Origin of the sequence: Streptococcus panodentis, from assembly GCF_017884005.1 — a bacterium.
In the GTDB taxonomy this organism is placed as follows: Bacteria; Bacillota; Bacilli; order Lactobacillales; family Streptococcaceae; genus Streptococcus; species Streptococcus panodentis.
This window is the reverse complement of record NZ_QFAY01000007.1, coordinates 19,752-46,048: the sequence shown is the minus strand read 5'-3', so window position 1 is coordinate 46,048 and position 26,297 is coordinate 19,752. Positions and strand designations below refer to the sequence as shown.

Here is a 26,297-nt window from a genome sequence, read left to right as displayed (position 1 = left end):
AATCGCTTTTTTGGCCAAAGTATATTAAAATAAGATAGAGAGAATCTACAGATAAGAGAAGATGATGACAAAAGCAATCGGTGTCGGCAAGGCACACAGTAAAATTATTTTAATGGGCGAGCATTCGGTGGTCTATGGCTATCCGGCCCTGGCCCTGCCCCTCAATAACATCGAAGTTACCTGCCGGGTGCTGCCTTCTGATCGGGCCTGGACCCTCTATGCCGAGGACACGCTGTCCATGGCTGTCTTTGCCTGTCTGGAACATCTGGGCCGGCAGGGAGCTAAGATTCGCTGTCAGGTGGAGTCTATGGTCCCTGAGAAGAGGGGGATGGGGTCGTCCGCTGCGGTCAGCATAGCGGCCATCCGGGCGGTTTTTGATTATTTTGAGGAAAATCTGGATGACCAGACTCTGGAAATCCTAGCCAACCGGGCTGAGATGATTGCCCATATGAATCCCAGCGGCCTGGATGCCAAGACCTGTCTCAGCGACGTGGCTATTAAGTTTATCCGCAACTTTGGCTTCAGTGAGATTAAGCTGAATCTGGATGCGTTTCTGCTGATTGCAGATACGGGTATTCACGGCCATACCCGCGAAGCCATCCGAGCGGTCGAAAGTCAGGGTCAAAAGGCTCTGCCTTTGCTGCAGGAGCTGGGCAATCTGACTAAAATTGTCGAAAAAGCCATTACCATCAAGGATTTGCTGACCATGGGGCAGGCCATGACCAGAGCGCATGAGAAGCTGGCCCAGCTGGGCGTGTCCTGCCAGAAGGCGGATGATTTGGTGGCTTTGGCTGTGGAAAATGAAGCGCTGGGCGCTAAAATGAGCGGCGGCGGCCTGGGCGGCTGCGTCATTGCACTTGTCAAAGAAAAAGACCAGGCGGAATCCTTAGCCGCCTTATTGAAAGAGAAAGGGGCTATCAACACATGGATCGAAAGCCTGTAAGTGTCAAATCTTATGCCAATATTGCCATTGTCAAATATTGGGGCAAGGCTGATGCTGAAAAAATGATTCCCGCAACCAGCAGCATTTCGCTGACGCTGGAAAATATGTATACTGAGACGCAGCTGAGTCCCTTGCCGGATACAGCAGTAAGGGATGAATTTTACATCGACGGTCAGCTGCAAAGTCCGGCTGAACATGCCAAAATCAGCCGGATTATTGACCGTTTCCGGACAGAGCCGACAGACTGGGTCAGGATTGACACCAGCAACAACATGCCGACTGCAGCGGGTCTGTCTTCCAGCTCCAGCGGTCTGTCAGCCCTGGTCAAGGCCTGCAATGCCTACTTTGAGACCGGCTATGATACAGAGGAACTGGCTCAGCTGGCTAAGTTTGCCTCGGGTTCCTCGGCCCGTTCCTTTTTTGGCCCTCTGGCAGCCTGGGATAAGGACAGCGGCGCTATTTATCCAGTCCAGACAGACTTGAAACTGGCCATGATTATGCTGGTCCTCCACGATGAGAAAAAGCCTATTTCCAGCCGCAGTGGCATGGAGCTCTGTGCTGCGACTTCTACCAACTTTGCTGACTGGATGGCCCAGTCAGCCTTGGATTATCAGGCCATGCTGGGCTATTTAAGAGACAATGATTTTGCTAAAGTCGGACAGCTGACCGAGGAAAATGCTCTTAGGATGCATGCCACGACAGAGAAAGCCTATCCGCCCTTTTCTTATCTGACGGAGGCGTCCTACCAAGCCATGGAGGCTGTCAGAAGGCTGCGTGAGCAGGGCGAACGCTGTTACTTTACCATGGATGCCGGCCCCAATGTTAAGGTTCTCTGCCTAGAGGAAGACCTAGACCATCTGGTTGCTATTTTTGAGAAGGATTACCGACTGATCGTCTCCAAAACAAAGGAGCTGCCAGATGAAGACTAGGGCGAGCGTTCAAACCTGCGGTAAACTCTATCTGGCGGGGGAATATGCAGTGCTGACGGCTGGTCAGCCAGCCATTATCAAGGCTGTTCCCATCTATATGACAGGAAAAATCCAGACAGCCTCTGCCTATCGCTTGGCGTCAGATATGTTTGAGCACAGCGCTAGCCTAGAGCCGGATTCTGACTATGCCCTGATACAGGAGACGGTGGCCGCTATGAATGCCTATCTGCTGACCTTGAGCTGTGAGCCCCGGCCATTTTCGCTGGCCATCAGCGGCAAGATGGAAAGGGAGGGCAGGAAGTTCGGGATTGGCTCCAGCGGCAGCGTCGTAGTTTTGACCCTCAAGGCCATGGCGGCACTCTATGAGCTGGACTTAGCACCTGAGCGGCTCTTCAAGCTGGCTTCCTACGTTCTCCTCAAGCGGGGGGATAACGGATCCATGGGCGATCTGGCCTGCATTGCCTACGAAGACTTGATCTACTATCGGTCTTTTGACCGTGCTGCTGTCAGCCGGCGGATGGAAAGTCTTGAGCTGCAGCAGCTGCTGGCAGAGGATTGGGGCTTTGAAATCCGCCGGATCAAACCTCGTTTGTCTATGGATTTTCTGGTCGGCTGGACCAAGCAGCCGGCGATTTCCAAGGACTTGGTCAATCAAGTCAAGTCGGCGATTTCTGAGTCCTTTTTGACAGGCAGCCGGGCGCAGGTCGATGCCTTGGAACAGGCTTTGCTGGCAGGAGACAAGGCTGCGGTTCAGTCCAGTCTGGAACAGGCTAGTCAGCTCTTAGAAGCGCTGAGCCCAGCGATTTACACGGACAAGCTGAAGGTCTTAAAGGAAGCAGCTTCTGGCTTGAACTGTGTGGCCAAGAGCAGCGGTGCCGGCGGCGGGGACTGCGGCATTGCCCTTAGCTTCGATACTGCTTCCAGCGATCAGCTGATTCGAGCTTGGCAGGCAGCCGGCATTGAGCTACTATACAGAGAAAGGATGGGCCGTGATGAGCCAAAATCGCAAGGATGACCATATTACGTACGCCTTGGAACAGCGCCTAGCTTACAACAGCTTTGATGAGATGGAGCTGATTCACCGCTCCCTGCCCAAGTATGATTTGGCGGAGATTGACCTGTCCACTCATTTTGCCGGCCGTGACTGGGAATTTCCCTTTTATATCAATGCCATGACCGGCGGCAGCCCAAAAGGCGGTCAAGTCAATGAGAAACTGGCTCAGGTGGCAGAGAGCTGCGGTCTTCTCTTTGTGACAGGATCCTATAGCGCTGCTTTGAAGAATCCTTCTGATACTTCCTATCAGGTGGCAGCTGGACGGCCAGATCTGCTGCTGGCGACCAATATCGGCTTGGACAAGCCTTATCAGGCAGCCCAGCAGACGGTGGCCGAGCTGCAGCCGCTTTTCCTGCAGGTGCATGTCAATCTCATGCAGGAGCTCCTCATGCCGGAAGGCGAGCGGGAGTTTCGCTCTTGGCGGCAGCATTTGGCAGACTATGGACAGCAGCTGGATTTGCCCCTGATTCTCAAAGAAGTCGGCTTTGGTATGGATCGTTCTACTGTGGAGGAGGCCCGTTCTTTAGGGATTCAGACCTTTGATATTTCCGGCCGGGGCGGCACCAGCTTTGCCTATATCGAGAATCAGCGGGGCGGCAATCGTACCTATCTCAATGACTGGGGCCAGTCCACCCTTCAAAGTTTGCTGGCGCTTCAGCCCCTGCGCGATGAGGTAGAGCTGCTGGCCAGCGGCGGCGTCCGTCACCCGCTTGATATCATCAAAGCCTTGGTCTTGGGAGCCAAGGCTGTCGGTCTCTCGCGCACCATGCTGGAGCTGGTCGAGCATCGCTCGGTGGCAGAAGTCATTGACATTGTGGAAGGCTGGAAAGCAGATCTGCGCCTCATCATGTGCGCCCTGTCCTGCCGAAACTTGCAAGAATTAAAGAATGTTCCCTATCTGCTCTATGGACGGCTGCGAGAAGGCCAGGAGCAGATGAGATAAAAATGATGAATGCATACAAAAAAGGCCTGAGCAAGGCCTTTTTATTGATTCTGTTTTCGTAAGTCAGCGAGTATTTCCTGAGCAGTAGCTAGGTTGAAGTTCTTAGTAGCTGTCAGGTGGCTGACCAAGGCTGGGATTTCTTCTTCTTTGGCTCCCGCCTGCAGAGCCAGCGACTTGGCCTGCAGCTTCATGTGACCGGCCTGAATACCAGTGCTGACCAGCGCTTTGATGGCAGCGAAGTTTTGGGCTAAGCCGACTGAGACGATCAGGGCAGCCAGTTCCTTAGCCCGAGGCTGTCCCAGCAGGTCCAAGCTAGCTGCGACGGCAGGATTGAGGCCAATCGATCCCCCCTTGGTTGCAACGGGCATGGGCAGAGTCAGCTGGCCATGCAGCTGGCGCTTGTCTGGATCGGCTGTCCAAGCAGAGAGACCGCGATAGCTTCCTTCTCTGCTGGCATAGGCGTGAGCGCCGGCTTCGACAGCCCGCCAGTCATTGCCCGTAGCCAGAACGACGGCATCGATGCCGTTGAAGATCCCTTTATTATGGGTGGCTGCGCGGTAAGGGTCGGCCTGAGCAAGCTTGCTGGCCAGCTGCATCTTGTCGGCCAGAAGGGCTGCCTCTGCCCTGTCACGGCTGAGAAAGCGGTAGTCAATCACACAGCGGGCTGTCACGAGGCTGTCTGTCGCATAGTTGGACAGGATAGCCATCAGGCTCTTGCCGCCAGTCAGCTCTTCTAGGGGAAGGGTAAGAGACTCCAGCATGGTGTTGAGCATATTGGCGCCCATAGCCTCCTGCGTGTCCACAGACAGATAGAAAATGAGAAAATCATCCTTTTGCTCCAGCCAGAGGTCTCTAGCACCGCCGCCGCGAGCGACGATGGATGGGTAGGCTTGGTCAGCTCTTGCCAGCAGGTCAGCCTTTTTTTGGAGCACAGATTGGGCAGCCAGATCAGCATCCTCTATCTGATAGAGGGCAATCTGCCCAATCATCTGGCGTTTGTGAACCTCAGTCTCAAAGCCGCCCGAACGCTTGATGATCTTGGCTGCAAAGCTGGCTGCTGCCACCACAGATGGCTCCTCTGTCACAAAAGGAACTTGGTAGCATCTGCCATCTACGAGAAAGTCAGGTACCAGAGAGTAAGGCAGAGCCAGTGTAGCCAGCACATTTTCACTCATCTGGTTGGCCGTTTCCAGAGGCAGGGTCCGCTGCTCAGCCAACGGCTGCCAATATTCCTGCTGGAGCAGTCCGCTTTCTTTCAGCAGCTGCAGCCGCTCAGCGGGAGATTTTTTGGAAAATCCAGTCCAGTTTCCGTTCATGATGATTTTTCAACCTTACTGTACTTGCGCTGGTGCTCTGCAATTTCCGTCAGAGCAAAGGTTTGATTTTCGTAGCCAGAGAAGCTGGCATTGCCCGCCTCATCCAGCTGAGCTTCTGCAAAGAAGAGCTGCTCATAGTCTGCGACAGAAAGAGGCTGGCGCAGATTCAGCTCCTCCAAGCGTGTCTGCGATAGCTGCTCTTCATAGCCTGGGACCAAATCAGCGCTGAAAATCTCCGCTACTGCCCCGCTGCCGTAGCTAAAGAGGGCAATCTTATCACCGGCCTTGAGCTGGTCGGAATTTTCTAAGAGAGACAGGAGCCCCAGAAAGAGGGAGCCGGTATAAATATTGCCGACTTTTTGGCTGTAGAGGATGGATGCCTCAAAGTTGTCCTTGAGCTGATCTTGCTGCGCTTGTGGCAGACTCTTATCCATGATTTTATTGAGGCCCTTGAGAGCTAGTTTTGGATAAGGCAGGTGGAAGCAGAAAGCAGCAAAGTCTTTGAGGCTCAGACCTTGGCGTTTCTGGTACTCGGCCCAAGTCGTTTTCAGGCTGTCCAGATACTGCTGGGTTGAGTAAATCCCGTTGACATAAGGGGTTGCGGAGTAATTTGGGCGCCAAAAATCCATGACGTCACGGGTTTGGGCCACATTGTCATCATTGAAGGCCAGAATTCGGGGATTGCGGCTCAGGAGCATGGCAATAGCACCAGCCCCTTGGGTCGGCTCGCCTGGCGTATGAGCGCCGTACTTGGCAATGTCACTGGCAAGGACCAGTACCTTGCTGTCAGGGTATTTTTCGATGTGGAGTTTGGCATAGTCTAGGGCAGCAGTTGCTCCATAACAGGCTTCTTTGATTTCAAAGCTGCGGGCGAAAGGCTGGATGTCCAGAAGTCCGTGGATAAACACAGCAGATGCCTTGCTCTGGTCGATGCCCGACTCAGTCGCCACAATGACCATGTCAATCTTTTTTCTGTCTTCTGCTGTCAGAATAGAGTCTGCAGCGGCTGCTCCCAAGGTCACCATGTCCTCGGTCAGAGGAGCGATGCTCAGTTCTTTCAGCAGGAGTCCCTTGCTGAGCTTATCTGGGTCAATTCCGCGCTCCTCAGCCAAATCCTTTAGTTTTAACACATAATTGCTGGTTGCAAAACCGATTTTATCGATTCCGATTGTCATCATAAAGACCTCTTTTAAATCCTTTTTATCCCCAGTAGAACAGCCGCACAGCTTCTTTCTGCAGCCAGTGCAGACTCAAAAGACAAAAGCTGAGAATGCTCAAAGAAAAGTTGATTTTCAAAGAGCCGCAGGCGCTTTTCTAGGGTATGAACTAGTATAATCTTTTAGTTTACTTTTAGTAGTGCAACTGTCCGGGAGACAGTTGCAGACTATCGCTTAACATACAGGACGATAGGGCAGCGAGCTGCTCCAAACCTCCAGTGGAGGTTTAGAAGTGGCAAATAAAGCTTCCGCTAGGAAGTGTCAAAAAGCTCCAGTGGAGGTTTGGAGGTGGCAGATAGAGCTTCCGTGAGGAAGTCTCAAAAGTAGGGCAAGGCCAGCTAACAAAGTACTAAACGATAAACTAAATGACGATATATTCTGCAATCTATTTTACCACACTTAGAAATAAAACTCTTACAAAAAACATCTGGGGCCCGCTAAATCAGCCCTGAGATGTATTTCATTCTGAAGCAGGCAGGGTTCCCTATCGGCAGAGCTTCCAAATGAAATAAAAACAGCAGGTTTTCCGAAGCTGCTGAAAGACTCCGATGATGAATAGTTGATATAGCCTTTTCCTTTGCTTTTAGCAGTGAAACTGTCCGAGGGGGCAGTTTCAGTCTATCGCTTAACATACAGGACGATAGGGCAGCGAGCTGAGCAGCGTCAAGAGTTTTTTACCAAAACAAAGCGAGACTGAAGGACTTTTATACGGTATCTTCCAAAAGATCCATCCCTCTGTGGGTGAGGGCGCAGCCATCATGGGAGTCTGTCTCAGCCTCGTGGCAGGTAGAGTTTCCGTGAGGAAGTCTCAAAAGCAGGGCAAGGCCAGCTAACAAAGTAATAAAAAATCGACTAAATGACAATACTCGAAGAAAATCGCAGATGACAAGGCAAACCAATGCAGAGAGAATGGGAGTCCGTCAAAGTGTTTAGCACAGCCATCTCGGTCTTCAAAGAGTACTGATAAGCAAAAACGAATAATGACGGCAGGCTGCAGCATTTCGTCATTATTCGATTTCTCTTTTGAGTCATTCTTATTGGCAGCTGTTTGAAGAGCGCAGTTTTTCAGCTGTCTTGGTTTTCCTGCTGTTTTTTCAAGGCCGGCCTGTTTCTGCGGTAGGTGAAGTGATGGTAGATTTTGAGCACAACGGTGCCGCTGGCCATGCCGATGGAAATGACCAGGGCCAGAATGACCACCAGAGTGGCATTGACAATCGCTTGATTGTAATCGCCCGTGACAAAAAAAGCGGTCGTCCGATAGGAAATATAACCAGGAACGAGGGGAGCTAAAATAGCCAGAATAAAGACCACGGCAGGTGTCTTATAGAGAATGCTGAGAATCTGACTGCAGCAGGAGCCGATGATGGCAGCCACAAAAGTGGCAATAATCACGTTGGTCGGCTCCTTGAGCAGGAGGTAGAGCAGCCAAGTAAACATTCCCAGAACACCGCCTGGCAGCAGCATCTGGCGCTGCACATTTAAAACGATTAGAAAGGTAACGATGGCAAGCAAACTTGCCAATGCTTGAAGTAAAAAAGTCAGTAGCGTCATAGTTTTATTTCATTAAAAGAAGGGCAACGGAAGTGCCTGCACCCAAAGCCAGCGTGATGAGGAGGGACTCAAAGAGCTTGCTCATGCCAGAGTTGATATGGCTGGTCATGATATCCCGTACAGAATTGGTCAGAGCAATCCCCGGTACAAAAGGCATGACCGAGCCGGCGATAATCAGATCAGCGCTAGTAGGAAAACCGGAATAGCGGACCCAGATCTGAGCTAAAAGGCCAAAAATAAAGGCACCGGCAAAGGTCGAGACAAAAGGGATCCGCACATACTTTTCTGTATAAAGATAGGAAATGAAGCCAAAGAAGGTGGCCAGAGCAGCCCCCAAGGCATCATAGAAGTTTCCGCCGAACATGATGGAAAAGAAAGGCGCGCTGAGGGTGGCTGCCAGAGTCAGCTGCTGATTGCTGTAAGGCAGGCGCTTACTTTTGAGGCGGTTCAGCTCCTCGAATGCCTCCTGCAGACTGATTAGGCCGCTGACCAGCTGACGGGAAACCTGATTGACCTCACATACTTTTTCGATATTGTAGTTGGTTCGCAGGTTGCGCTTCATGCGGGAGACATTGGTATTTTCAACCGAAAAGAAAATAGCGACCGGCATGGCCAGAGCATTGCAGTCCATGATGCCCTGTGAGTGGGCAATGCGGATCATGGTATCCTCTACCCGATATATCTCAGACCCGCTCTGCAGGAGCAAGGTTCCGGCCAGCATAATGACATCCACTGCCAGATTAAATTCTTTTGAATCTTCCTTAAAGTTTTTCTCCGTCATTTTCCCAATCCTTTTTTTGAACCTGTCCTTAATGGAGTGCGGCCTGGCGATACTGATATAGTTTGAAGCCTATCATCTATAAGCCGATAAAACACAGGTCCTTGGTCTAGCAATATCCCTATTATACCATAAAGAGCTTCCATTCATACTCTTTGAAAAAACAAATTTTGGCAGCGGGGTCTTCATATGATGAAACGGACCGCCAGACAAGGAGCCCGCTCAAAAGGCCACTCCGCTGGGGTTTTTGAACATAAAAAGAGGCTGGGACTGGAAACTCAACATTAAATATTTGAGTTCTGTCCCGCCGCCTTTTAAATGGTGTATAGGCTGTTGATTAGCTGAGAGCGTCGTCCATAGAAAGCACTTCGTGGAAGACACGTTGGGTCAATTCAGTTTTTTGTTCTGGTGTCAGGTACTTGGTGTTGACACAGTAGCCAGAGATCCGAACGATAACGTCTTCGCCGCTCATGATCTTTTCATAAACATCCTTGAGGTCCATGACGTTCAAGTTAACGTGCTGACCGCCGTTTTCGAAGTAACCATCCAGGATTGTTACCAAGTTGTCTACTTGTTCATCACGAGTTTTACCCAGAGCACGAGGTGATACTTGTGTAGTCAGGGAGATACCGTCAGCTGCGTAGCTGAAGTCCAGACTGGCAAGTGAGTTCAAGTTTTGCAGCCAGCCACCTTTTGCTTTGTTAGATGGGTTGGCACCTGGTGAGAAGAATTCCAGTTTAGACAGGTTCACGCTGCCATCTTCGTTGAGGTAGACACCTTTGTGGACTGGTGAGTTACCCGTTTGCTTAGAGTAAGCCACGTTAGATGTGATGGTCAGAAGTGATACAGTTGCTTCAGCATTCTTGTAGAGTTTGTGGCTGCGCAGACGAGTCGTGTAAGCTTCAACCAACCATTCAGCCAGTTCGTTTGAGCGAGGATCATCTTCACCCCAACGTGGGTATTCTCCGATTGTTTCATAGTCGTAGATATAGCCGTTTTCGTCGCGGATTGGCTTAACAGTTGCGTACTTGATAGCAGACAATGTATCAACCGTATTGGCAAATCCACAGATACCAAATCCCATGTTGGCACGTTGGTAAGTTGGCAGGAAGGCCATTTGAACCGCTTCGTAGTTGTACTTGTCAGTCATGTAGTGGATGATGTTCAAAGCATCAACATAAGTATCTGTCAGCCAGTCCAGAGATTTTTCAAAGTTGGCTTTTACAGATTCAAATTCCAGCACTTCGTCACGAATCGGATCGATGTCAAAGACCTTGTAGTCTTTGTGTACATCATCGTAACCGCCGTTGAGACCGGTCAGAAGGGCTTTCAGCACATTTACGCGGGCACCAAAGTATTGGATGTTGTGGCGTTGTTCTTCATTTTCAGGGTCAAGCGGAGACACACAGCAGGAGATACAGCTCATTTCGCCATAGCCATCTTTAGCCATTGTAGTCACACCTTCGTATTGGATAGAAGAGTGCTTGTGGCTCATGTGCATACAGTAGCGGCGGAAGGAGTATGGCAGCTTGTCAGTCCAAAGAACGGTCAAGTTTGGCTCTGGTGAGTTGCCGATGTTGTCCAAAGTGTTGAGGAAACGATAGTCCATCTTGGTAACACGGTGACGGCCGTCGTTACCCATACCTGCCATAGAAGTAGTGATAAAGGTTGGGTCACCAGAGTAGAGCTGGTCGTAAGCTTTGGTACGAGCAAACTTCACTGTACGAAGTTTCATAACGAAATCATCAACAAATTCTTGGATTTCTGATTCAGTGTAAGTACCGCGGGCCAAGTCACGTTCAGCGTAGATGTCAAGAACGATAGGCACACGTCCGAGGGAAGTAGCAGCACCGTTGATGACACGGCAGACAGCCATGAAGGCGATGTTGGTCCATTGAATCGCTTCTTTAACGTCAAAGGCAGGACGGCGAACATCAACTCCGTAAAGGTCGCCCAGTTTCACCACTTCACCAAGTGCTTGGTATTGCAGGTTGATTTCTTCACGCAGACGGATAGTTTCTTCGTCAATCTCAGTCAAACCGTTCCAGTCGCGGACTTTTTCGGCCATGAGGTAGTCAGCTCCATAAAGGGCCAGACGTGCGTAAACCCCGATGATACGGCCGCGTGAGTAGGCATCTGGAAGACCGGTTACAGTGTGGGCGTGGCGAGCACGGCGGATGTTAGAAGTGTAAGCACGGAAGATACCGTCATTTACGGTTGTCACATACTTTGTAAAGATTTCATGAACAGCAGGGTCTGGTTCGTATCCATTTTCTTTCAAAGTCGTTTCAGCCATGCGGATACCGCCTTTTGGCATGAAGTTCAATTTGAAGAGTTCGTCGTTTTGGATACCGTAAATCAGTTCGTTGTCCTTGTCAATGTAACCAGCGTCAATACCAGCGATAGATGCCGGACGGGTGTCCATTGGGAAACGGGTTTCTTCATAGTGGGCCTTGGTTTCTTCTACGATTTTTTTGATATGCAGAGAACGTTCAGTCGGGCCGGCCAAGAAGCTTTCGTCTCCGTCGTAAGGCGTGTAGTTGGCCTGTACGAAGCGCGAAACGCTGGCTTTCTCTTTCCAGTCTTCCCCCTTGAAGCCTTCCCAAGCTTTATCAAAAATATCTTGAGCTTCAACAACTGTTTTTACAACCATTTGATTTTCCTCTTTATTCTAGCAACAAAATCTGTTACATTTATAAGTAAAGTATACCATATGGTAATCGGTTTCACAAAGCATTTTCAGGGAAAAGACTGACTTTCTTTTATAATACAGAAAAAGAAAAGTTGCAGATGTGTACTATATATTTGAAAAAGAAAATCATTCTTAAACACTTTGGAAAAATGAGTAAAAAAGTTATAATAAAAGTAAGCTAATTGTGATTTAACTCCGGCTGGGAGGAGAAAGGATTTTTCAAAGTTTTTTAGAAATAATCTCAACTGTTTCAGAGGAATCGGGAAACTTTGTAAAAGGAGGAGCCATGCTGATTTTTCCGCTGATCAATGACACATCCAGAAAAATCATCCACATTGATATGGATGCCTTTTTTGCTGCCATTGAGGAGCGGGACAATCCCAAGCTCAAGGGGCATCCGGTCATTATCGGCAGTGACCCGCGTCTGACTGGGGGCCGCGGTGTTGTTTCGACCTGCAACTATGAAGCCCGAAAGTTCGGAGTGCACTCGGCTATGAGCTCCAAGGAAGCCTATGAGCGCTGTCCCCAGGGGATTTTCATTTCGGGGAATTATGAGAAGTACCAGTCGGTCGGCCAAGAGATTCGTCAGATTTTCAGGCGTTACACAGATCTGATTGAACCCATGAGCATTGATGAGGCCTATCTGGATGTGACAGAAAACAAACTGGGGCTCATATCAGCCGTCAAAATCGCCAAGCTGATCCAGTACGATATATGGAATGAACTGCAGCTGACGGCTTCAGCGGGCGTTTCTTATAATAAGTTTCTGGCCAAGATTGCCAGTGATTATGAAAAACCGCACGGTCTGACCGTCATCCTGCCGGAGGAGGCTGAGGATTTTCTGTCCAAGATGGACATTGCCAAGTTTCACGGTGTCGGCAAGAAAAGTGTGGAAAAACTGCATGACATGGGGGTTTATACCGGGGCGGACCTCCTAGAGATACCGGAGATGACCCTGATTGACCGCTTCGGCCGCTTCGGCTTTGACCTTTACCGCAAGGTGCGCGGCATCAGCAATTCTCCGGTCAAGCCCAACCGCATCCGCAAGTCCATCGGCAAGGAACGGACCTATGCCAAGCTCCTCTACAGTGAGGAGGATATCAAGAAGGAGCTGACCCGGCTGGCAGCCAAGGTGGCCCTCAGTCTGGACAAGCATGAGAAGGCCGGCAGGACCGTGGTCCTCAAAATCCGCTATGCTGACTTTTCCACTCTGACCAAGAGACGGACCCTGGAGCTAGCAACACGGGATGCCGACTTAATCGAACGCGTAGCTCATGAAATTTACGACAGCCTGGAGGAGCAGCCCAGAGGTGTCCGCCTGCTGGGGGTGACGGTGACGGGATTTAGCTAAAAAGATAAAGTTTGGTTTTTGGCCAAGCTTTTTTCTGTTAGACGGGGCCGTCTGGTGAAATGGTAAAAATTTTTCCAGAAAATACTGGACAAAGTATTTTTGGTCTGCTATACTAGAGACAAATAAAAAAGACCGACCGGTCGGTCATTAAAAATAAAAGGAGGAAAATCATGCAAAAAACTAAAGCAACTGTAGATGAAAAGACCAGAGACTATCTGAGCAGGCAAAAGCAGCTGCTGGCCCGTCAGAAAGAGAAACAAAAAGACTTTCTCAAGGAAGAAGCAGCGAAACGAAAGGCTTTCCTGCAGAGGATGCAGGAGGGTGAGAATGGCATACGCTATTCTAAGTGGGGAGTCAAAGCTGGATATGCTGTCCTTGCTGGTGGCTTGCTGACTTCTGTCTTTAGCCCTTGGCGAGGACTGGGCATCATGGCAGTAGGCGGTCTGAGTGTGGCTTCCAACCTCTGGAATATCAGACGCCTGCAAGATAAGAAAAGGGGGGATTGAATGAAAGAAGAGTCTAAATACTGGCGGTGGGACAGAAATCGGTAGACGTAGTCTCGATTTCGTCGTCCCAGCCCCGCAAGGCCGATTAGGAGCTCTTCCGAGCTTGAAAAGCGAACGAAGAGTTCAATCGGCTACTGCGTCATGATTTTAATACGAACTATAATAAGAGGCTAAGGACTATTGTCCCGGCCTCGTCTGCCTGCTCTAGCTTAGTTTTGGAGCAGAAAACGCAAAGAGTTTATTTTTTTGAAACAAAACAAACCGTCTGGTCGGATTTTAAAAATCTGCGTTTCAAAACAGGCAATCATCTGAAAGACTGAAAGTAAAGGATGCTTTTGTCCAGTTTTCGGATGACTTTTCACTATTCTACATTTGATAAGGAGTTATCGTATGAACAAACAAACACATGTAGAGCCAGAGACAAGGCATATCCTGCCCTTTCTGGCCTGGACTTTTGGCATTAGCTGGGGATCCTTTCTGATTCTGTATATTTTAACCGCCCTGAAGCTGACCAGCGTATCTGAGCCTTTGGGCTTTGCTCTCAATATCATCTATGGCTTCGGACCGACCTTGGGAACTTTTATCAGCCTCAAAATTTCCCATCCCAAGAAGATGCTGGACTTTATCTTCTCCCATGCCAAAGGCTGGTGGATTTACATGCTGGTCTTCTGTCTGGTTCGGGTTTTGACCCTTTTTATCGCCAATCCAGCCTTGCCGCCTTTGAATGCCATTCTGATGTTTCCCCTGGGCTGGCTCTTTATCACTTTTGCCGGCGGCGGCAATGAAGAACTGGGCTGGCGGGGCCTCCTGCAGCCAGCTCTGGAGAAAAAGTTTTCCTTCCCTCTGGCAGCTGTCATCACGGCTCTGGTCTGGGTGGCCTGGCATCTGCCCCTCTGGCTGATTCCGGGAACGAGTCAAAGTCAGGTTTCTTTGCCCTTCTATGTCTCCTTTGGTATCTTGCTCAGTTTCTGTCTGGCAGTTCTCTACAAGCAGACGGCCTCTGTCTTTGCCTGCATGGTCTTTCACGGCTGCATTAACTTTGCTCAGGCGACGATTGTCGGCAGTGCTACAAATGGCGGAAGGTATCTCAGCTTCCAGGCTGCTAATCTGGTCATGACCGCTCTGCTGGTCGGCTGGTGGTATTGGAAGGGCAACCGGAAAGGAGTTCAGAAAGATGCAGGCTAAAAATCTTGGCAATCGCTCTTCTGCCAAAGAAAAAGGAGTAATCATATGAAAACACAAACACATGTTGGGCCAGAACCCAAGCATATTTGGCCTTACTTAGCTTGGACCTTTGGTATTAGCTGGGGTGCCTGCCTGATTCTGTATATTTTAGCCGCCCTGAAGCTGACCAGCGTGGCTGAGCCTTTGGGCTTTGCTCTCTTTTTCATCGCTGGCTCCGGACCGACCTTAGGAGCTTTAATCAGCCTCAAAATTTCTCATCCTAAGAAGATGCTGGACTTTATCTTCTCCCATGCCAAAGGCTGGTGGATTTATATGCTGGCCTTCTGTCTGGTTCGGGTTTTGACCCTTTTTATCGCCAATCCTGTATTACCGCCGCTCAATGCCGTTCTGATGTTTCCTCTGGGCTGGACCTATGTCACCTTTTTTGGAGGCGGGAACGAAGAGCTGGGCTGGCGGGGCCTCCTGCAGCCGGCTCTGGAGAAAAAATTCTCCTTCCCTCTGGCAACTGTCATCACGGCTCTGGTCTGGGTGGCCTGGCATCTGCCCCTCTGGCTGATTCAGGGAACGATTCAAAGTCAGGTTTCTTTGCTCTTCTATCTCTCCTTTGGTATCTTGCTCAGTTTCTGTCTGGCGGCTCTCTACAAGCAGACGGCCTCTGTCTTTGCCTGCATGGTCTTTCACGGCTGCAATAACTTTGCTCAGGTGACGATTGTCGGCAGTGCTATAAATGGCGGAAGGTATCTCAGCTTCCAGGCTGCTAATCTGGTCATGACCGCTCTGCTGGTCGGCTGGTGGTATTGGAAGGGCAACCGGAAAGGAGTTCAGAAAGATGCAGGCTAAAAATCTTGGCAATCGCTCTTCTGCCAAAGAAAAAGGAGTAATCATATGGAAACACAAACACATGTAGAGCCAGAGACAAGGCATATCCTGCCCTTTCTGGCCTGGACTTTTGGCATCAGCTGGTCTGCCTGGCTGGCTTCGGCTTTCCTGAGGATTCCTATTATTTCCCAGGTCCTAACCATCGCTGGTGTTTTTGGCCCGGCCATTGGAGCCAAACTGGTCTTAGGAAAATCGTTCAAGGAGCTCTTGGCTTCTATCGGATCGGCCCGAAAAAGGACTTGGGTCCATCTCTTGATTTTTACAATTCTTTACACCCTTTCCATAGTCTTTTGGAGCCCGCTCCTGCCTGGTTTTAGCCCCCTCAGGATTGCTCTGCTTTTTCTCATGACGACTCTTCTGACAGGCGGCAATGAAGAGATTGGCTGGCAGGGCTTCCTGCAGCCGACTCTGGAAAGACTTCTGCCCTTTCCCTTAGCGACTGGAACAACTGGCTTAATCTGGGCTGTCTGGCATCTGCCTCTCTTCTTTACACCCGGCAGCAGTCAGGCAGGGGTCTCTTTTCTGGTCTTTACAGCCGCTTGCCTGCTCGGCCGCTTCTGGCTGGCGGCTCTTTACAAGGTCAGTCAGTCCATTCTCTACTGTGTCCTCTTTCATGGACTTATCAATACCATTGGCGAGGGCATCTTTGTGGGCAAGGGGACGGAAAATCCGCTCTTTTTCCTAGGCTATATCTTGATGGCGGCTTACAGTATCTATCTTTGGTATCAAAGGGATCAGCAAGACAAGGCTTAAAGATATTTTTATAATTTTGTATTTCTCCGGCTTTTTTGGTAGAATAAAGCTATATTAGAAACAAAGGGGAACAGAATGGCGCAGCGAAAAGACAAATCCCAGGCCATGAGAGAAAAAATTTTAAATACAGCAGCCCAGCTCTTTATCCATAAGGGGTCCGAAAAGACCAGTATGCAGGATATTGCTCAGACGGCGGGCATCTCCAAGGGGGCTATCTATCATCATTTCAAGTCAAAAGATGAGATTGTCTTTGCGGTGATGAGGAGCCGGCAGGAGATGATGGAAGAAGAGATAAAGCAGTGGCTCAAGGCTACGGAAAATCTGACTGGCAGAGAGCAGCTGCAGACCATCCTCAAGAATAATATGGGAAGTCAGACAGCCCGGGCCATAGATGGCATTTTGGGTGAGTATGAGAAGGACGCGGGCTTTATTTTGACCATGATGCGGGACAATCTGCGGATAGGCGCCTCTGTGGTCAGTGACATTATCAAAAAAGGGATGGCAGATGGCTCCCTTCAGACCCAGTATCCGGAAGAGGCTGCAGAAGTTTTTCTACTGCTGGTGAACTTCTGGATGCATGGGGCCGTTTTTGAAAGTGAGCCCGAAAGACTGCCGGAACGCTTCCATTTTCTGCAGTTTATGATGACCTCGATCGGTCTGGATATCTTTGATGATGAGCTCATGCAGCTTTTTAGTCAGAAAAGCAAGCATTAAAAAAGGCGCTGGAACAGAACTAAAAAATTTAATTCTGTCCAGGCCTTTTTGTTTATGTTTTGAATACACTGTGGATATCTTCTTCGGTCAGGCCGATTAGGGGGTCGATTTTCAGGAAATTTTCTTCTGTCAAGACATAGTTTTCCACAGCTTTTTCCACCCTATCCACAGGAGTGTGGATAAGTTCCTGAGGGGATTCCACGTCTTCAAATCGCTCAACCAGATAGGTTTTGCGGGCGGTGCCGGTGTTTTTGACGGCATAGTCAAAGGCAGCTTTTTCCCCAAGCAGGATCAGCTTGCTCTTGGCCCTAGTGATAGCGGTGTAGACCAGGTTGCGCTGCAGCATGCGGTGGCTGCTGCGGGTGATGGGCAGGATGACGACGGGAAATTCACTGCCCTGAGACTTGTGAATACTCATAGCATAGGCCAGACGGATCTTGTACCACTCGCTGCGCTGGTAGACCAGCTCGTTGCCGTCAAAGTTAATGGTCAGCTCGTCCTGCTTGGAGTCGGTGTACTTGGCTGGCAGTAGGTCGGTGATATAGCCCAGGTCGCCGTTAAAGACATTGCTTTCGGCATCATTGACCAAGTGAATGACTCGGTCGCCCTGCCGGTACTGGCAGTCGGGAGCCTCAAAGGTCAGCTCGTCTTTCTCAGCAGGATTGATGAGATTTTGCATAAGGCTGTTGATCTGGTCAATGCCGGCCTGGCCCCGGTACATAGGGGCCAATACCTGAACGTCCTGAGCTGGGATGCCGCTGCGAATGGCTGCACTGGCAATCTTTTCAATCATGGGAGCGATATGCTCACTTCTAGCTTCGAAATAGGAACGGTCCGCCTTTTTCTCGGTAAAGTCAGCCGGCAGCCGGCCTTTTTGGATCTGGCTGGCCAGTGTGACAATAGTCGAGTCATCGCTCTGCCGGTAGATGGTTTCCAGCTTGGTCTGGGGCAGGCGGGGCACCTGCAGCAAATCCGCCAGCACCTGTCCGGGACTGACAGAGGGGAGCTGTTCGGCATCTCCGACCAGGAGCAGCTTGGTATCGGAGGAGATGTTGCTAAAGAGCTGGTTGGCCAGCCAGGTGTCTACCATGGAACATTCGTCCACGATGACAAAGTCTGCATCCAGAGATTCGTCCAGATGGCTGGTATCATCATCACCGGTCATGCCCAGATGACGGTGAATGGTGGCACTGGGCAGGCCGGTCAGTTCATTCATGCGCCGGGCAGCCCGGCCAGTCGGTGCTGCCAAGAGGATGGGCAGGTCCTGCTTTTTGCGCCGGTCCAGTCCATGCAGCAGACTGTAAACAGCGATGATTCCGTTGATAACAGTGGTTTTTCCGGTTCCGGGTCCGCCAGTTAAGATAAAAACTTTGTGTTTGATGGCATCGCTGACTGCTTTTTTCTGGGTAGCATCATAGCTGATACCAAATTCCTCCTCAACTTGGGCAATGGCAGCAGTGATTTTTTCATCGCCAAAGCTATTTTGCTCCCCGTTTTCCAGCAGGCGGGCCAGATTGCCGGCAATGCCTTCCTCAGCAAAGTACAGGCTGTTGTCAAAAATCTTGGTGTCAACATGCTGTACCTTGTCTTCCTCAATCAGCCGAGTCAGCTCATCAGCGACCAGACTGGGATCCAGTTCGACCTGACGGGAGCTTTCTAAAAGTTCAATGGTGCGGTCCAAGAGGTCGCGGGCTTCTACATAGGTATCGCCCCTTTCCATGGACTGGGTCAGGAGGGTGTGGATGAGGCCGGCCCGGAAACGCTCGGCTGCATCGCTTTCGATTCCCAGCTTCTGGGCCAGCTGGTCGGCGATTTTAAAGCCGACTCCCTGAATGTCTTCTACCAGTCGGTAGGGCTCCTTTTCTACGATTTGCAGCGTTTCTTCCTTGTATGCGTCCTGAATCTGAAAGGCCAGCTTATTGGGAATGCCATAGGCCGCCAGCTTGGCCAGGACCAGCTCGGTGCCGTAGTTCTGTCTGAGCTTGCTGACAAAGGCCTCCCGGTTTTTAGCGGACAGGCCGCTGATCTGAGTCAGTTTTTCAGGCTGGGCCAAGATTTTGTCAATGGTCTCCTCGCCGTAGAGCTCCACGATTTTCTGGGCGGTCTTGGTCCCGATGCCCTTGAAGTGGTCACTGGCAAAATATTTGACCAGGCCCTTGCTGCTTGGCTTGGCCCGCTCATACCGGCTGATTTTCAGCTGCTGGCCGTACTTGGGATGCTGGACCAGACTGCCCCAGAAGGTGTAGTCCTCCCCTTCCATGACATCCGCCATTGAGCCGGTGACAATGATTTCAAAATCGTCAAACTCCTCGGCATCCGTATCCTCAATATCTAAGAGCAGGATGCGAAAAAAATTGCTGGGATTCTCAAAAATAATGCGTTCAATCGTTCCTGAAAAGTAAAATTCCATCATGTCTTCCCTGTTTAAAAAGGAACCCAGCTGAAGAGTCAGCTGAGTTCGGTATGCTTAGTAGGTCTTGAAGGGCAGCAGCGGCCAGAAGCGGAATTTGGCTTCGCCTTGGATCTGGCTGGCGCTGAAAGTACCGACCTGGCGGCTGTCTTTGGAAACAATCCGGTCATCTCCCAGCAGCAGGTACTGGTCGTCCGACAGGGTGATGCTGAAAACTGGGCTGCCATCCTTATCCACTGTAAAGGCCTGAGCCTGCTGGGCCAGCTTTCTGAAAAATTCCCCATTGTCATCGTAGTCCTCGCCTGTGTAGGTCGACTGCAGCTTGTCTTTTTTAAAGGCCTTTATATATTCTGCCAGATAAGGCTCGTCGGTTTTTACTCCATTGATGTAGAGAGTGTCATTCTCATACTGGATGGTCTCGCCCGGAAGGCCGATGACCCGCTTGACAATTTCTTTGGTCGTGCCGCTGTCATCCGTCTCAGAAGCCACGACAATATCAAAACGGTCGATGCTTTGGTGTTTCAGCACCAGCAGGTATTCTCCGTCGGCCAGAGTCGGGTCCATGGAGTGGCCGTCTACCTTAACAGGGGACCAGAGGAAGATTCGCGACAGGATAATCGTCGCGATTAAAAAGGCAAAGAGGCCCCATTCTTTGAGAATGTTAATGGCAGTATTTGATTTTTTCATAAGTTACCTTTCTAGGAGTTTGTGAGCTTTTTCAGTGTTTTTAAAGTGGAGTTTGGCTGCATGCTGCAGGCCAGCCATACCGTAGGCTTGGAGAATCTGGCTGGCGATGCGGTCGCTCTTGCTGCCAGCGCCGCTGGGCAGGGTATAGCCCAGTTCCTGACTGAGATTTTCCAGATTTTCCAGAAAAAGGTCGCGGGCGATAATCGAGCTGACTGCAACGGCCAAGAACTTTCCTTCGGCCTTTTCAATCAGGCTGACAGGATTGGGAAAATGATTTTTTTCCTGCTTGAGGTATTTTCCGTAGTTTTGCTGGCTGGTAAAGGCATCGATGACGATTTTTTCGGGTTGTAGGCCTTTTTGCAGGAGCAGATAGATAGCCTGATTGTGCAGGGCCACCTTGACAGAGACAGCGTTATAGCCGGAAGCGATGACCTGATTGTATTTCTCTGGCGATAGCAGAAGGGCCTGATGGGCAATCCGGTCTTTTAAGATCGGTGCCAGCTGGCGGATTTTCGTATCGGTCAGGGTTTTGGAATCCCCGACTCCCAGACTGCGCAGAAAGTCATGCTGATCTGGACTGACAAAGGAAGCAGTGACTGCTAAGCCGCCGAAGTAGGAACCATTGCCGACCTCATCGCTGCCGATAAGGGGCATCTGCTGAGAAGAATCATTTGTTTTTTCAGTCTTATAGCCAAAAAAAGCCGCATAGTGACTGGCTTTTTGGCCCTGAAACAGGACTTTGCCGGAAGTGTAAACACTGACTGTCGCCTGGTTCAGTTTGAACAGGTATTGAATATAAGGGTTATTGCTGGGAGCCAAGGAAGCCTGATATTTCCTGACAAAAGCCTGAATATCCTGCTCTTTGGGACTGAGGGTCATACTTTCCATACTCCCTATTGTACCATAAAAAGAAACAGGAGAAAGGGATAAGGGTGCAATATTGAAGAAAAATGGCGCAGCCTCCTGTTCAGGCGGTTTTTATCGCCTGCCTTTTCTCATCCTGTGCCAGCAGGGTATTTTATCACTGACAAAATCCGTCTTTTTTGTTATAATACAATGAGGTGATTCTATGGCAAATTTAAATCGATATAAGTTTACCTTTGGTAACAAAACACTGACCTTAACGACGGAGCATGACAATTTATTCATGGAAGAAGTTGAGCGGGTTGCAAAAGAGAAATACAATATTATAAAAGAGCAGATGCCGGCAGCGGATGATGAGGTCTTAGCCATTCTTCTGGCCGTCAACAGTCTGTCTACTCAGCTGAGCCGCGAGATTGAATTTGATGACAAGGAAAAGGAACTGGAAGATTTTCGTCGTAAAACGCTCAATGAATTAAGAGAAAAATCGGCTAAATAAGGAGAAATAATGCTTTCGTTTGTTATTTTACTAATTTTAGCCTGGAGCTTTTACATTGGCTATTCGCGGGGGATTGTGCTGCAGGGCTACTATGCTCTGGCGACGGTCGTTGCGATGCTGGCGGCCAGTCAGGTTTATAAGGAGCTGGCTGGAAAAATCAGCCTGTGGATTCCGTATGCCAGTGCGACCGAGGGTTCTTCAACCTACTTTTTCCCCAGCTCACAGCTCTTCCATCTGGACAAGGTTTTTTATGCCGGTCTGGCCTATCTCTTTGTCTTTACAGCAGTCTATGTTTTGGCGCGTTTTTTTGGGATTTTTGCGAATCTGATTCCCTATCCTAACAAGCTGGACACACATTGGTACAATGTGGGCAGCGGTGTGATAGCTGTCTGCATCACGGTTTTTGTTCTGCAGATGTGCCTGACAATTTTGGCGACAGTGCCTTTGGCTGTGATTCAGGACCGGCTCAACGGCAGTTTCATGGTCCGCTTGATTGTCAGCTATGCGCCTGTGACAACCGACCTATTGAAACATCTGTGGGTGACAAGTATTATCGGGTAAAAACTCAGTTGCTTTGCTAACTGGGTTCTTTTTCACTGGAAATGATAGAAAGAATATGAACAGAAAAATTTTAGATATTTTAGAATTTAGCAAAATCAAGGAGCTTTTCGCTCCCTATCTGCTGACTGAGCAGGGGCGGCTGGAGCTGGACCTGCTGCTGCCGACCGGCAAGAAAGAGACCATCGCTGCTGCTTTTTTGGAAATGGACGATATGAGCCGGCTTTTTGTCCACTATCCGCATTTTAACCTAGCAGCCACTCAGGATATCACAGCTCTGACCAAACGCCTGGAGCTGGACGGCGACCTCAATATTGAGGAATTTCTGGCCCTCAAGCGCGTGCTGGCTGTGACACAGGAGCTGAAATCTTTTTATGAAGAGTTGGAAAATGTCCAGCTGGTGAAGCTGGACCGCCTCTTTGACAATCTGGCAGCCTTTCCCCGCCTGCAGGGCAGCCTTCAGGCCATCAATGACGGCGGCTTTATCGAGAGCTTTGCCAGTGACAATCTGGCCCGCATCCGGCGCAAGATTCAGGAAAATGAAGCACAGGTACGGGATCTTCTGCAGGAGCTTCTCAAGACCAAAGGCCATATGCTGGCGGACCAAGTAGTGGCCAGCCGTAACGGCCGCAACGTGCTGCCGGTAAAAAATACCTACCGCAACCGGATTGCCGGTGTAGTTCATGATATTTCTGCCAGCGGCAGCACCGTCTATATCGAGCCTCGGGCAGTGGTCAATCTTAATGAGGAGATTAGCAATGGCAGGGCAGATGAGCGCTATGAAATGCTGCGGATTCTGCAGGAGCTCTCGGACAGGGTGCGGCCCCATGCCGCTGCTATTGCCAATAACGCTTGGATTATCGGGCATTTGGATCTGATCAGAAGCAAGATTCGCTTTATGCAGGAGACGGGTGCGGTGATAGCAGAGCTGTCAGACAGGCAGGACATCCAGCTGCTCAGTGTTCGCCATCCGCTTATTGAAAAGCCGGTGGCCAATGACCTGCATTTCGGTCCTGATCTGACTGAGATTGTGATCACAGGTCCCAATACAGGCGGCAAGACCATTATGCTGAAGACACTGGGCCTGACTCAGCTCATGGCCCAGTCAGGCCTGCCGATACTGGCCGACAAGGGCAGCCGGGTGGGGATTTTCAGCCAAATCTTTGCAGACATCGGCGACGAGCAGTCTATTGAGCAGAGCCTGTCTACTTTTTCCAGTCATATGACCAATATTGTGGCGATTCTGGAGCGGGTGGATACAGACTCTCTGGTGCTCCTGGACGAGCTGGGAGCAGGGACTGACCCGCAGGAGGGAGCAGCTTTGGCCATTGCTGTATTGGAAGATCTGCGCCTGCGCAGCATTAAGACTATGGCCACGACTCACTATCCGGAGCTCAAGGCCTATGGCATCGAGACCGACTGGGTGCAGAATGCCAGTATGGAGTTTGATACGGAGAGCCTGCGGCCGACTTATCGCTTTATGCAAGGGGTTCCCGGGCGCTCCAATGCCTTTGAGATTGCCAGAAGACTGGGACTGGCGGACCTGATTGTCCGCCATGCTCAGGAACTGACGGATACAGACAGGGATGTCAACCAGATTATCGAGCGGCTGGAAGCTCAGGCTCTGGAAAGCCGCAAGCGATTGGATAACATCCGTGAGGTGGAGCAGGAAAATCTCAAGTTCAACCGGGCGCTGAAAAAACTTTACAACGAATTGAACCGAGAAAAGGAAACCGAGCTCAATAAGGCTCGGCTGGAAGCCCAGGAAATCGTGGATGTGGCTCTTGCTGAGAGCGACAGCATTCTCAAGAATCTCCATGCCAAATCCAGCCTGAAGCCGCATGAAATCATTGAAGCCAAGGGGCAGCTCAAGAAGCTGGCACCAGAAACGGTGGACCTGTCCAAAAATAAGGTTTTGAAAAAGGCCAAGAAAGACCGAGCGCCCAAAGTCGGAGATGATATTATTGTGACAGCTTACGGACAGAGAGGGACACTGACAGCCCAGCTCAAGGACGGCCGTTGGGAAGCTCAGGTCGGCTTGATTAAGATGACCCTGCGGGCGGACGAATTTGACCTGCTGAAGGCTGAAAAGGAAGCGCAGGCCAAGTCCAGACAGGTCAATGTAATCAAGCGGACTTCGGGAGCCGGCCCCAGCGCCAGACTGGATCTGCGCGGCAAGCGCTATGAGGAGGCGATGGAGGAGCTGGATGCCTTTATCGATCAGGCCCTGCTCAATAACATGGCCCAAGTCGATATTATCCACGGTATCGGGACCGGCGTCATCCGCGAAGGCGTGACCAAATACCTCCGCCGCAACAAGCACGTCAAGTCCTTTGGCTATGCTCCTCAGAATGCTGGCGGCAGCGGTGCGACCATTGTGGTGTTTAAATAGACTTGTTTGTTGTTTGGAAACGCCGTCTTGAGCCAGTTCACCTGAGGCGGCCGGCACGTCAGCAATTGACTTCGCCGCTTCATTGCTCATATTCAATCAAAACCGAAATCAGCCTGAGAGCGGGAAAGAACTCCGGATAAATCAAAAGGGTTTGTCTTCTCACCCCCCTGCGCCCCTGCACAGCTGATTCGCTCAAGAAGAACCGATAAAAAATGGCCAGTCTGGCCATTTTTTGTTATAATGTAAGCGTATGAAACAGCTGCATTTGGATGCGGATTTTGCCGGCTGAGCCTTGCCTGCTCCTGTCAGTCCAGACAGGGGACAGGGCTGTGAAATCTTCTTCCGTTTCTGAGCTTTGCCTGTTCAGACAATGGCTGCGCCCTGTGAGCCTGATATTCAAAGAAAATCTGGTTTTGACAAGGCAGAGCGATGCAGGCAGAACTGGCGTTCAGCAAAGAGCTGTAAAGGTTCAGACGCTGAAAAGTATAGGCGGCAGGTCCTTTCTGGATGCAGGCTTGAAGAATGGAGGTTCAAATATATGAGGCTAACACATTCATCTGATTCCTGTACGACCATTTTGGTTGGCAAAAAAGCCAGCTATGATGGCTCAACGATTGTTGCTCGTACAGAAGATTCACAAAACGGAGTATTTACTCCTAAGAAATTTATCGTGGTCAATCCGGAAGACCAGCCGCGCCATTACCAGTCAGTGCTGTCGGCTTTTGAGCTGGACTTGCCGGAAGAGCCTGTCCGCTATACAGCAGTGCCGGATGCCGTGCCTAAGGAAGGTATCTGGGGAGCAGCGGGCATCAACGCCTATAATGTCGCTGTCAGTGCGACAGAGACCATCACCACCAACAGCCGGGTGCTGGGGGCGGATCCTCTGGTACCGGAAGGTATTGGCGAAGAAGATATTGTAACCTTGGTTTTGCCTTATATCAAGACAGCTCGGGAAGGGGTTCTGCGTCTGGGCAGTCTTTTGGAACAACATGGTACTTATGAGTCCAACGGTATTGCCATCTCAGATGTGGATGAAATCTGGTGGCTGGAAACGGTTGGCGGCCATCACTGGATGGCTCGCAGAGTGCCAGACGATGCCTATGTGACCAATCCCAATCAACTGGGCAGCGATCGGTTTGAGTTTGACAATCCAGAGCATTTTCTCTGCCATCCTCATCTGAAGGAGTTTGTCAGGGAAAATCACCTCAATCTCAATTATTCTGATGAAGCCTTCAATCCGCGCTATGCCTTTGGCAGTCAGAAAGACAAGGACCGCCACTACAATACGCCGCGGGCCTGGTTTATGCAGAAATTCCTCAATCCGGAAGCGGAACAGGATCCTCGCTCTTTCTTTCTCCCATGGTGCCGCAAGCCTTACCGCAAGATTAGCATTGAAGATGTTAACTATGTTCTCAGCAGCCATTATCAGGACACGGATTTTGACCCTTACGGGACAGAAGGAAATCCGCAAAGCAGACGGACTTTCCGGACCGTTGGGATCAATCGTACCAGCCAGACTGCTATCCTGCAGCTGCGGCCTGACCGTCCGCAGGAGACGACCGGCATTCAATGGATAGCGTATGGCTCCATGCCCTTCAATACGGCTGTGCCTTTCTTTACTCAGGTTTCCAAGACGCCGGATTACTTTGCCAATGCCACAGACAAGGTCTCTACGGACTCCTTCTACTGGAGCAACCGTCTTATTGCTGCTTTGGCCGATGCTCACTTCAGCAGCCATGTGGGCGATTTGGATGACTACCAAGAAGAGACTCTGGCTTGGGGCCATGAGATGATTGGCCGGGCAGATCGGGCACTGGCGAGTGGACAGGCAGTTGATTTTGAAGCTGAAAATCAAGCTCTGAGCGATAAGGTTCAGGAAGCGACAGACAGCTTGCTGGACAAGGTGCTGTTAGATGCCAGCAATCTCATGACCAACCATTTTTCACTGAGTGACTGATGGCAGTAGTCAGGCCATGCCAGTATTTGCAAATGCAGCGGCTGGACCTTCTGAAAACAGCCATGGCGTAGCAAATAGTTTAAAAAATTTCTTTTTTAGTGTAGAATATTGTCAATAAATGA

General features: G+C 50.2%; 22 protein-coding genes. 14 read left to right on the top strand and 8 right to left on the bottom strand.

Features of this window, described 5'->3' with window-relative positions; genetic code table 11:
- Window positions 1-64 precede the first annotated feature (64 nt).
- Genes mvk through fni form a run of 4 tightly spaced genes read left to right on the top strand, consistent with a single transcriptional unit; the run spans window position 65 to window position 3,869 of the window.
- Complete coding sequence (gene mvk / locus DHL47_RS04420) at window positions 65-943, top strand: mevalonate kinase (RefSeq protein WP_209551073.1); 879 nt, start codon at window positions 65-67, stop codon at window positions 941-943.
- A complete protein-coding gene (gene mvaD, locus DHL47_RS04415) occupies window positions 925-1,872 on the top strand; it encodes a diphosphomevalonate decarboxylase (protein ID WP_209551033.1) in 948 nt (315 codons plus the stop codon). The genes mvk and mvaD overlap by 19 nt, the downstream gene beginning before the upstream one ends.
- The gene (locus tag DHL47_RS04410; protein ID WP_209551032.1) at window positions 1,862-2,887 is read left to right on the top strand and encodes a phosphomevalonate kinase; all 1,026 of its coding nucleotides are present in this window, start codon (window positions 1,862-1,864) and stop codon (window positions 2,885-2,887) included. The genes mvaD and DHL47_RS04410 overlap by 11 nt, the downstream gene beginning before the upstream one ends.
- Window positions 2,865-3,869 carry a type 2 isopentenyl-diphosphate Delta-isomerase gene (gene fni, locus DHL47_RS04405; protein ID WP_209551031.1) on the top strand — a complete coding sequence of 335 codons (1,005 nt, stop codon included), beginning with the start codon at window positions 2,865-2,867 and terminating at the stop codon, window positions 3,867-3,869. The genes DHL47_RS04410 and fni overlap by 23 nt, the downstream gene beginning before the upstream one ends.
- A gap of 41 nt (window positions 3,870-3,910) precedes the next feature.
- Here fni and DHL47_RS04400 read toward each other — a convergent pair whose 3' ends face one another.
- From DHL47_RS04400 to pflB, 5 genes are all read right to left on the bottom strand, one after another.
- A complete protein-coding gene (locus tag DHL47_RS04400) occupies window positions 3,911-5,185 on the bottom strand; it encodes a hydroxymethylglutaryl-CoA reductase, degradative (RefSeq protein ID WP_209551030.1) in 1,275 nt (424 codons plus the stop codon).
- Complete coding sequence (locus DHL47_RS04395; RefSeq protein ID WP_209551072.1) at window positions 5,182-6,360, bottom strand: hydroxymethylglutaryl-CoA synthase; 1,179 nt, start codon at window positions 6,358-6,360, stop codon at window positions 5,182-5,184. Before DHL47_RS04395 ends, DHL47_RS04400 begins: the two co-directional genes overlap by 4 nt.
- A gap of 1,107 nt (window positions 6,361-7,467) precedes the next feature.
- Window positions 7,468-7,953 carry a threonine/serine exporter family protein gene (locus DHL47_RS04390; RefSeq protein ID WP_128834664.1) on the bottom strand — a complete coding sequence of 162 codons (486 nt, stop codon included), beginning with the start codon at window positions 7,951-7,953 and terminating at the stop codon, window positions 7,468-7,470.
- A 4-nt stretch (window positions 7,954-7,957) separates the two neighbouring features.
- Entirely contained in the window at window positions 7,958-8,734 is a 777-nt protein-coding gene (locus tag DHL47_RS04385) for a threonine/serine exporter family protein (RefSeq protein WP_128834662.1), read from the bottom strand.
- 334 nt (window positions 8,735-9,068) lie between these two features.
- Window positions 9,069-11,384, bottom strand: coding sequence for a formate C-acetyltransferase (gene pflB / locus DHL47_RS04380; protein WP_128834660.1), 2,316 nt, complete (start codon window positions 11,382-11,384; stop codon window positions 9,069-9,071).
- Between the two features lie 325 nt (window positions 11,385-11,709).
- Here pflB and dinB point away from each other — a divergent pair, with 325 nt between their 5' ends.
- The 6 genes from dinB to DHL47_RS04350 all read left to right on the top strand — a co-directional run bounded on the left by dinB (window position 11,710) and on the right by DHL47_RS04350 (window position 16,811).
- Window positions 11,710-12,774: a DNA polymerase IV gene (gene dinB, locus DHL47_RS04375; protein ID WP_209551029.1), complete on the top strand. Its 1,065-nt coding sequence runs from the start codon at window positions 11,710-11,712 to the stop codon at window positions 12,772-12,774.
- 170 nt (window positions 12,775-12,944) lie between these two features.
- Window positions 12,945-13,280 carry a hypothetical protein gene (locus DHL47_RS04370; protein WP_209551028.1) on the top strand — a complete coding sequence of 112 codons (336 nt, stop codon included), beginning with the start codon at window positions 12,945-12,947 and terminating at the stop codon, window positions 13,278-13,280.
- Window positions 13,281-13,670: 390 nt separating this feature from the next.
- The gene (locus tag DHL47_RS04365; protein ID WP_128834654.1) at window positions 13,671-14,465 is read left to right on the top strand and encodes a CPBP family intramembrane glutamic endopeptidase; all 795 of its coding nucleotides are present in this window, start codon (window positions 13,671-13,673) and stop codon (window positions 14,463-14,465) included.
- Window positions 14,466-14,510: 45 nt separating this feature from the next.
- Window positions 14,511-15,305, top strand: coding sequence for a CPBP family intramembrane glutamic endopeptidase (locus tag DHL47_RS04360; protein WP_209551027.1), 795 nt, complete (start codon window positions 14,511-14,513; stop codon window positions 15,303-15,305).
- Between the two features lie 45 nt (window positions 15,306-15,350).
- Entirely contained in the window at window positions 15,351-16,097 is a 747-nt protein-coding gene (locus DHL47_RS04355) for a CPBP family intramembrane glutamic endopeptidase (RefSeq protein ID WP_209551026.1), read from the top strand.
- A gap of 75 nt (window positions 16,098-16,172) precedes the next feature.
- Window positions 16,173-16,811 (top strand): TetR/AcrR family transcriptional regulator, encoded by a 639-nt coding sequence (locus tag DHL47_RS04350; protein ID WP_209551025.1) that lies wholly within the window; start codon window positions 16,173-16,175, stop codon window positions 16,809-16,811.
- Between the two features lie 52 nt (window positions 16,812-16,863).
- Here the strand turns inward: DHL47_RS04350 and recD2 are convergent, their stop codons facing one another.
- From recD2 to rnhC, 3 genes are read right to left on the bottom strand one after another with little or no spacing between them, the layout of a single operon-like run.
- Window positions 16,864-19,221, bottom strand: coding sequence for an SF1B family DNA helicase RecD2 (gene recD2, locus DHL47_RS04345; RefSeq protein ID WP_209551071.1), 2,358 nt, complete (start codon window positions 19,219-19,221; stop codon window positions 16,864-16,866).
- Window positions 19,222-19,278: 57 nt separating this feature from the next.
- On the bottom strand, window positions 19,279-19,908 hold the full coding sequence (gene lepB / locus DHL47_RS04340; RefSeq protein WP_128834647.1) for a signal peptidase I: 630 nt from the start codon (window positions 19,906-19,908) through the stop codon (window positions 19,279-19,281).
- Window positions 19,909-19,911: 3 nt separating this feature from the next.
- Window positions 19,912-20,796 carry a ribonuclease HIII gene (gene rnhC / locus DHL47_RS04335; RefSeq protein WP_209551024.1) on the bottom strand — a complete coding sequence of 295 codons (885 nt, stop codon included), beginning with the start codon at window positions 20,794-20,796 and terminating at the stop codon, window positions 19,912-19,914.
- Between the two features lie 181 nt (window positions 20,797-20,977).
- Between rnhC and DHL47_RS04330 the strand changes: the two genes are divergently transcribed.
- The 4 genes from DHL47_RS04330 to DHL47_RS04315 all read left to right on the top strand — a co-directional run bounded on the left by DHL47_RS04330 (window position 20,978) and on the right by DHL47_RS04315 (window position 26,175).
- Window positions 20,978-21,268, top strand: a complete 291-nt coding sequence (locus tag DHL47_RS04330) for a hypothetical protein (protein WP_128834642.1) — start codon at window positions 20,978-20,980, stop codon at window positions 21,266-21,268.
- 9 nt (window positions 21,269-21,277) lie between these two features.
- Complete coding sequence (locus DHL47_RS04325; protein WP_128834640.1) at window positions 21,278-21,829, top strand: CvpA family protein; 552 nt, start codon at window positions 21,278-21,280, stop codon at window positions 21,827-21,829.
- 55 nt (window positions 21,830-21,884) lie between these two features.
- On the top strand, window positions 21,885-24,218 hold the full coding sequence (locus tag DHL47_RS04320) for an endonuclease MutS2 (RefSeq protein ID WP_209551023.1): 2,334 nt from the start codon (window positions 21,885-21,887) through the stop codon (window positions 24,216-24,218).
- A gap of 538 nt (window positions 24,219-24,756) precedes the next feature.
- Window positions 24,757-26,175 (top strand): C69 family dipeptidase, encoded by a 1,419-nt coding sequence (locus DHL47_RS04315; RefSeq protein WP_209551022.1) that lies wholly within the window; start codon window positions 24,757-24,759, stop codon window positions 26,173-26,175.
- Window positions 26,176-26,297 lie beyond the last annotated feature (122 nt).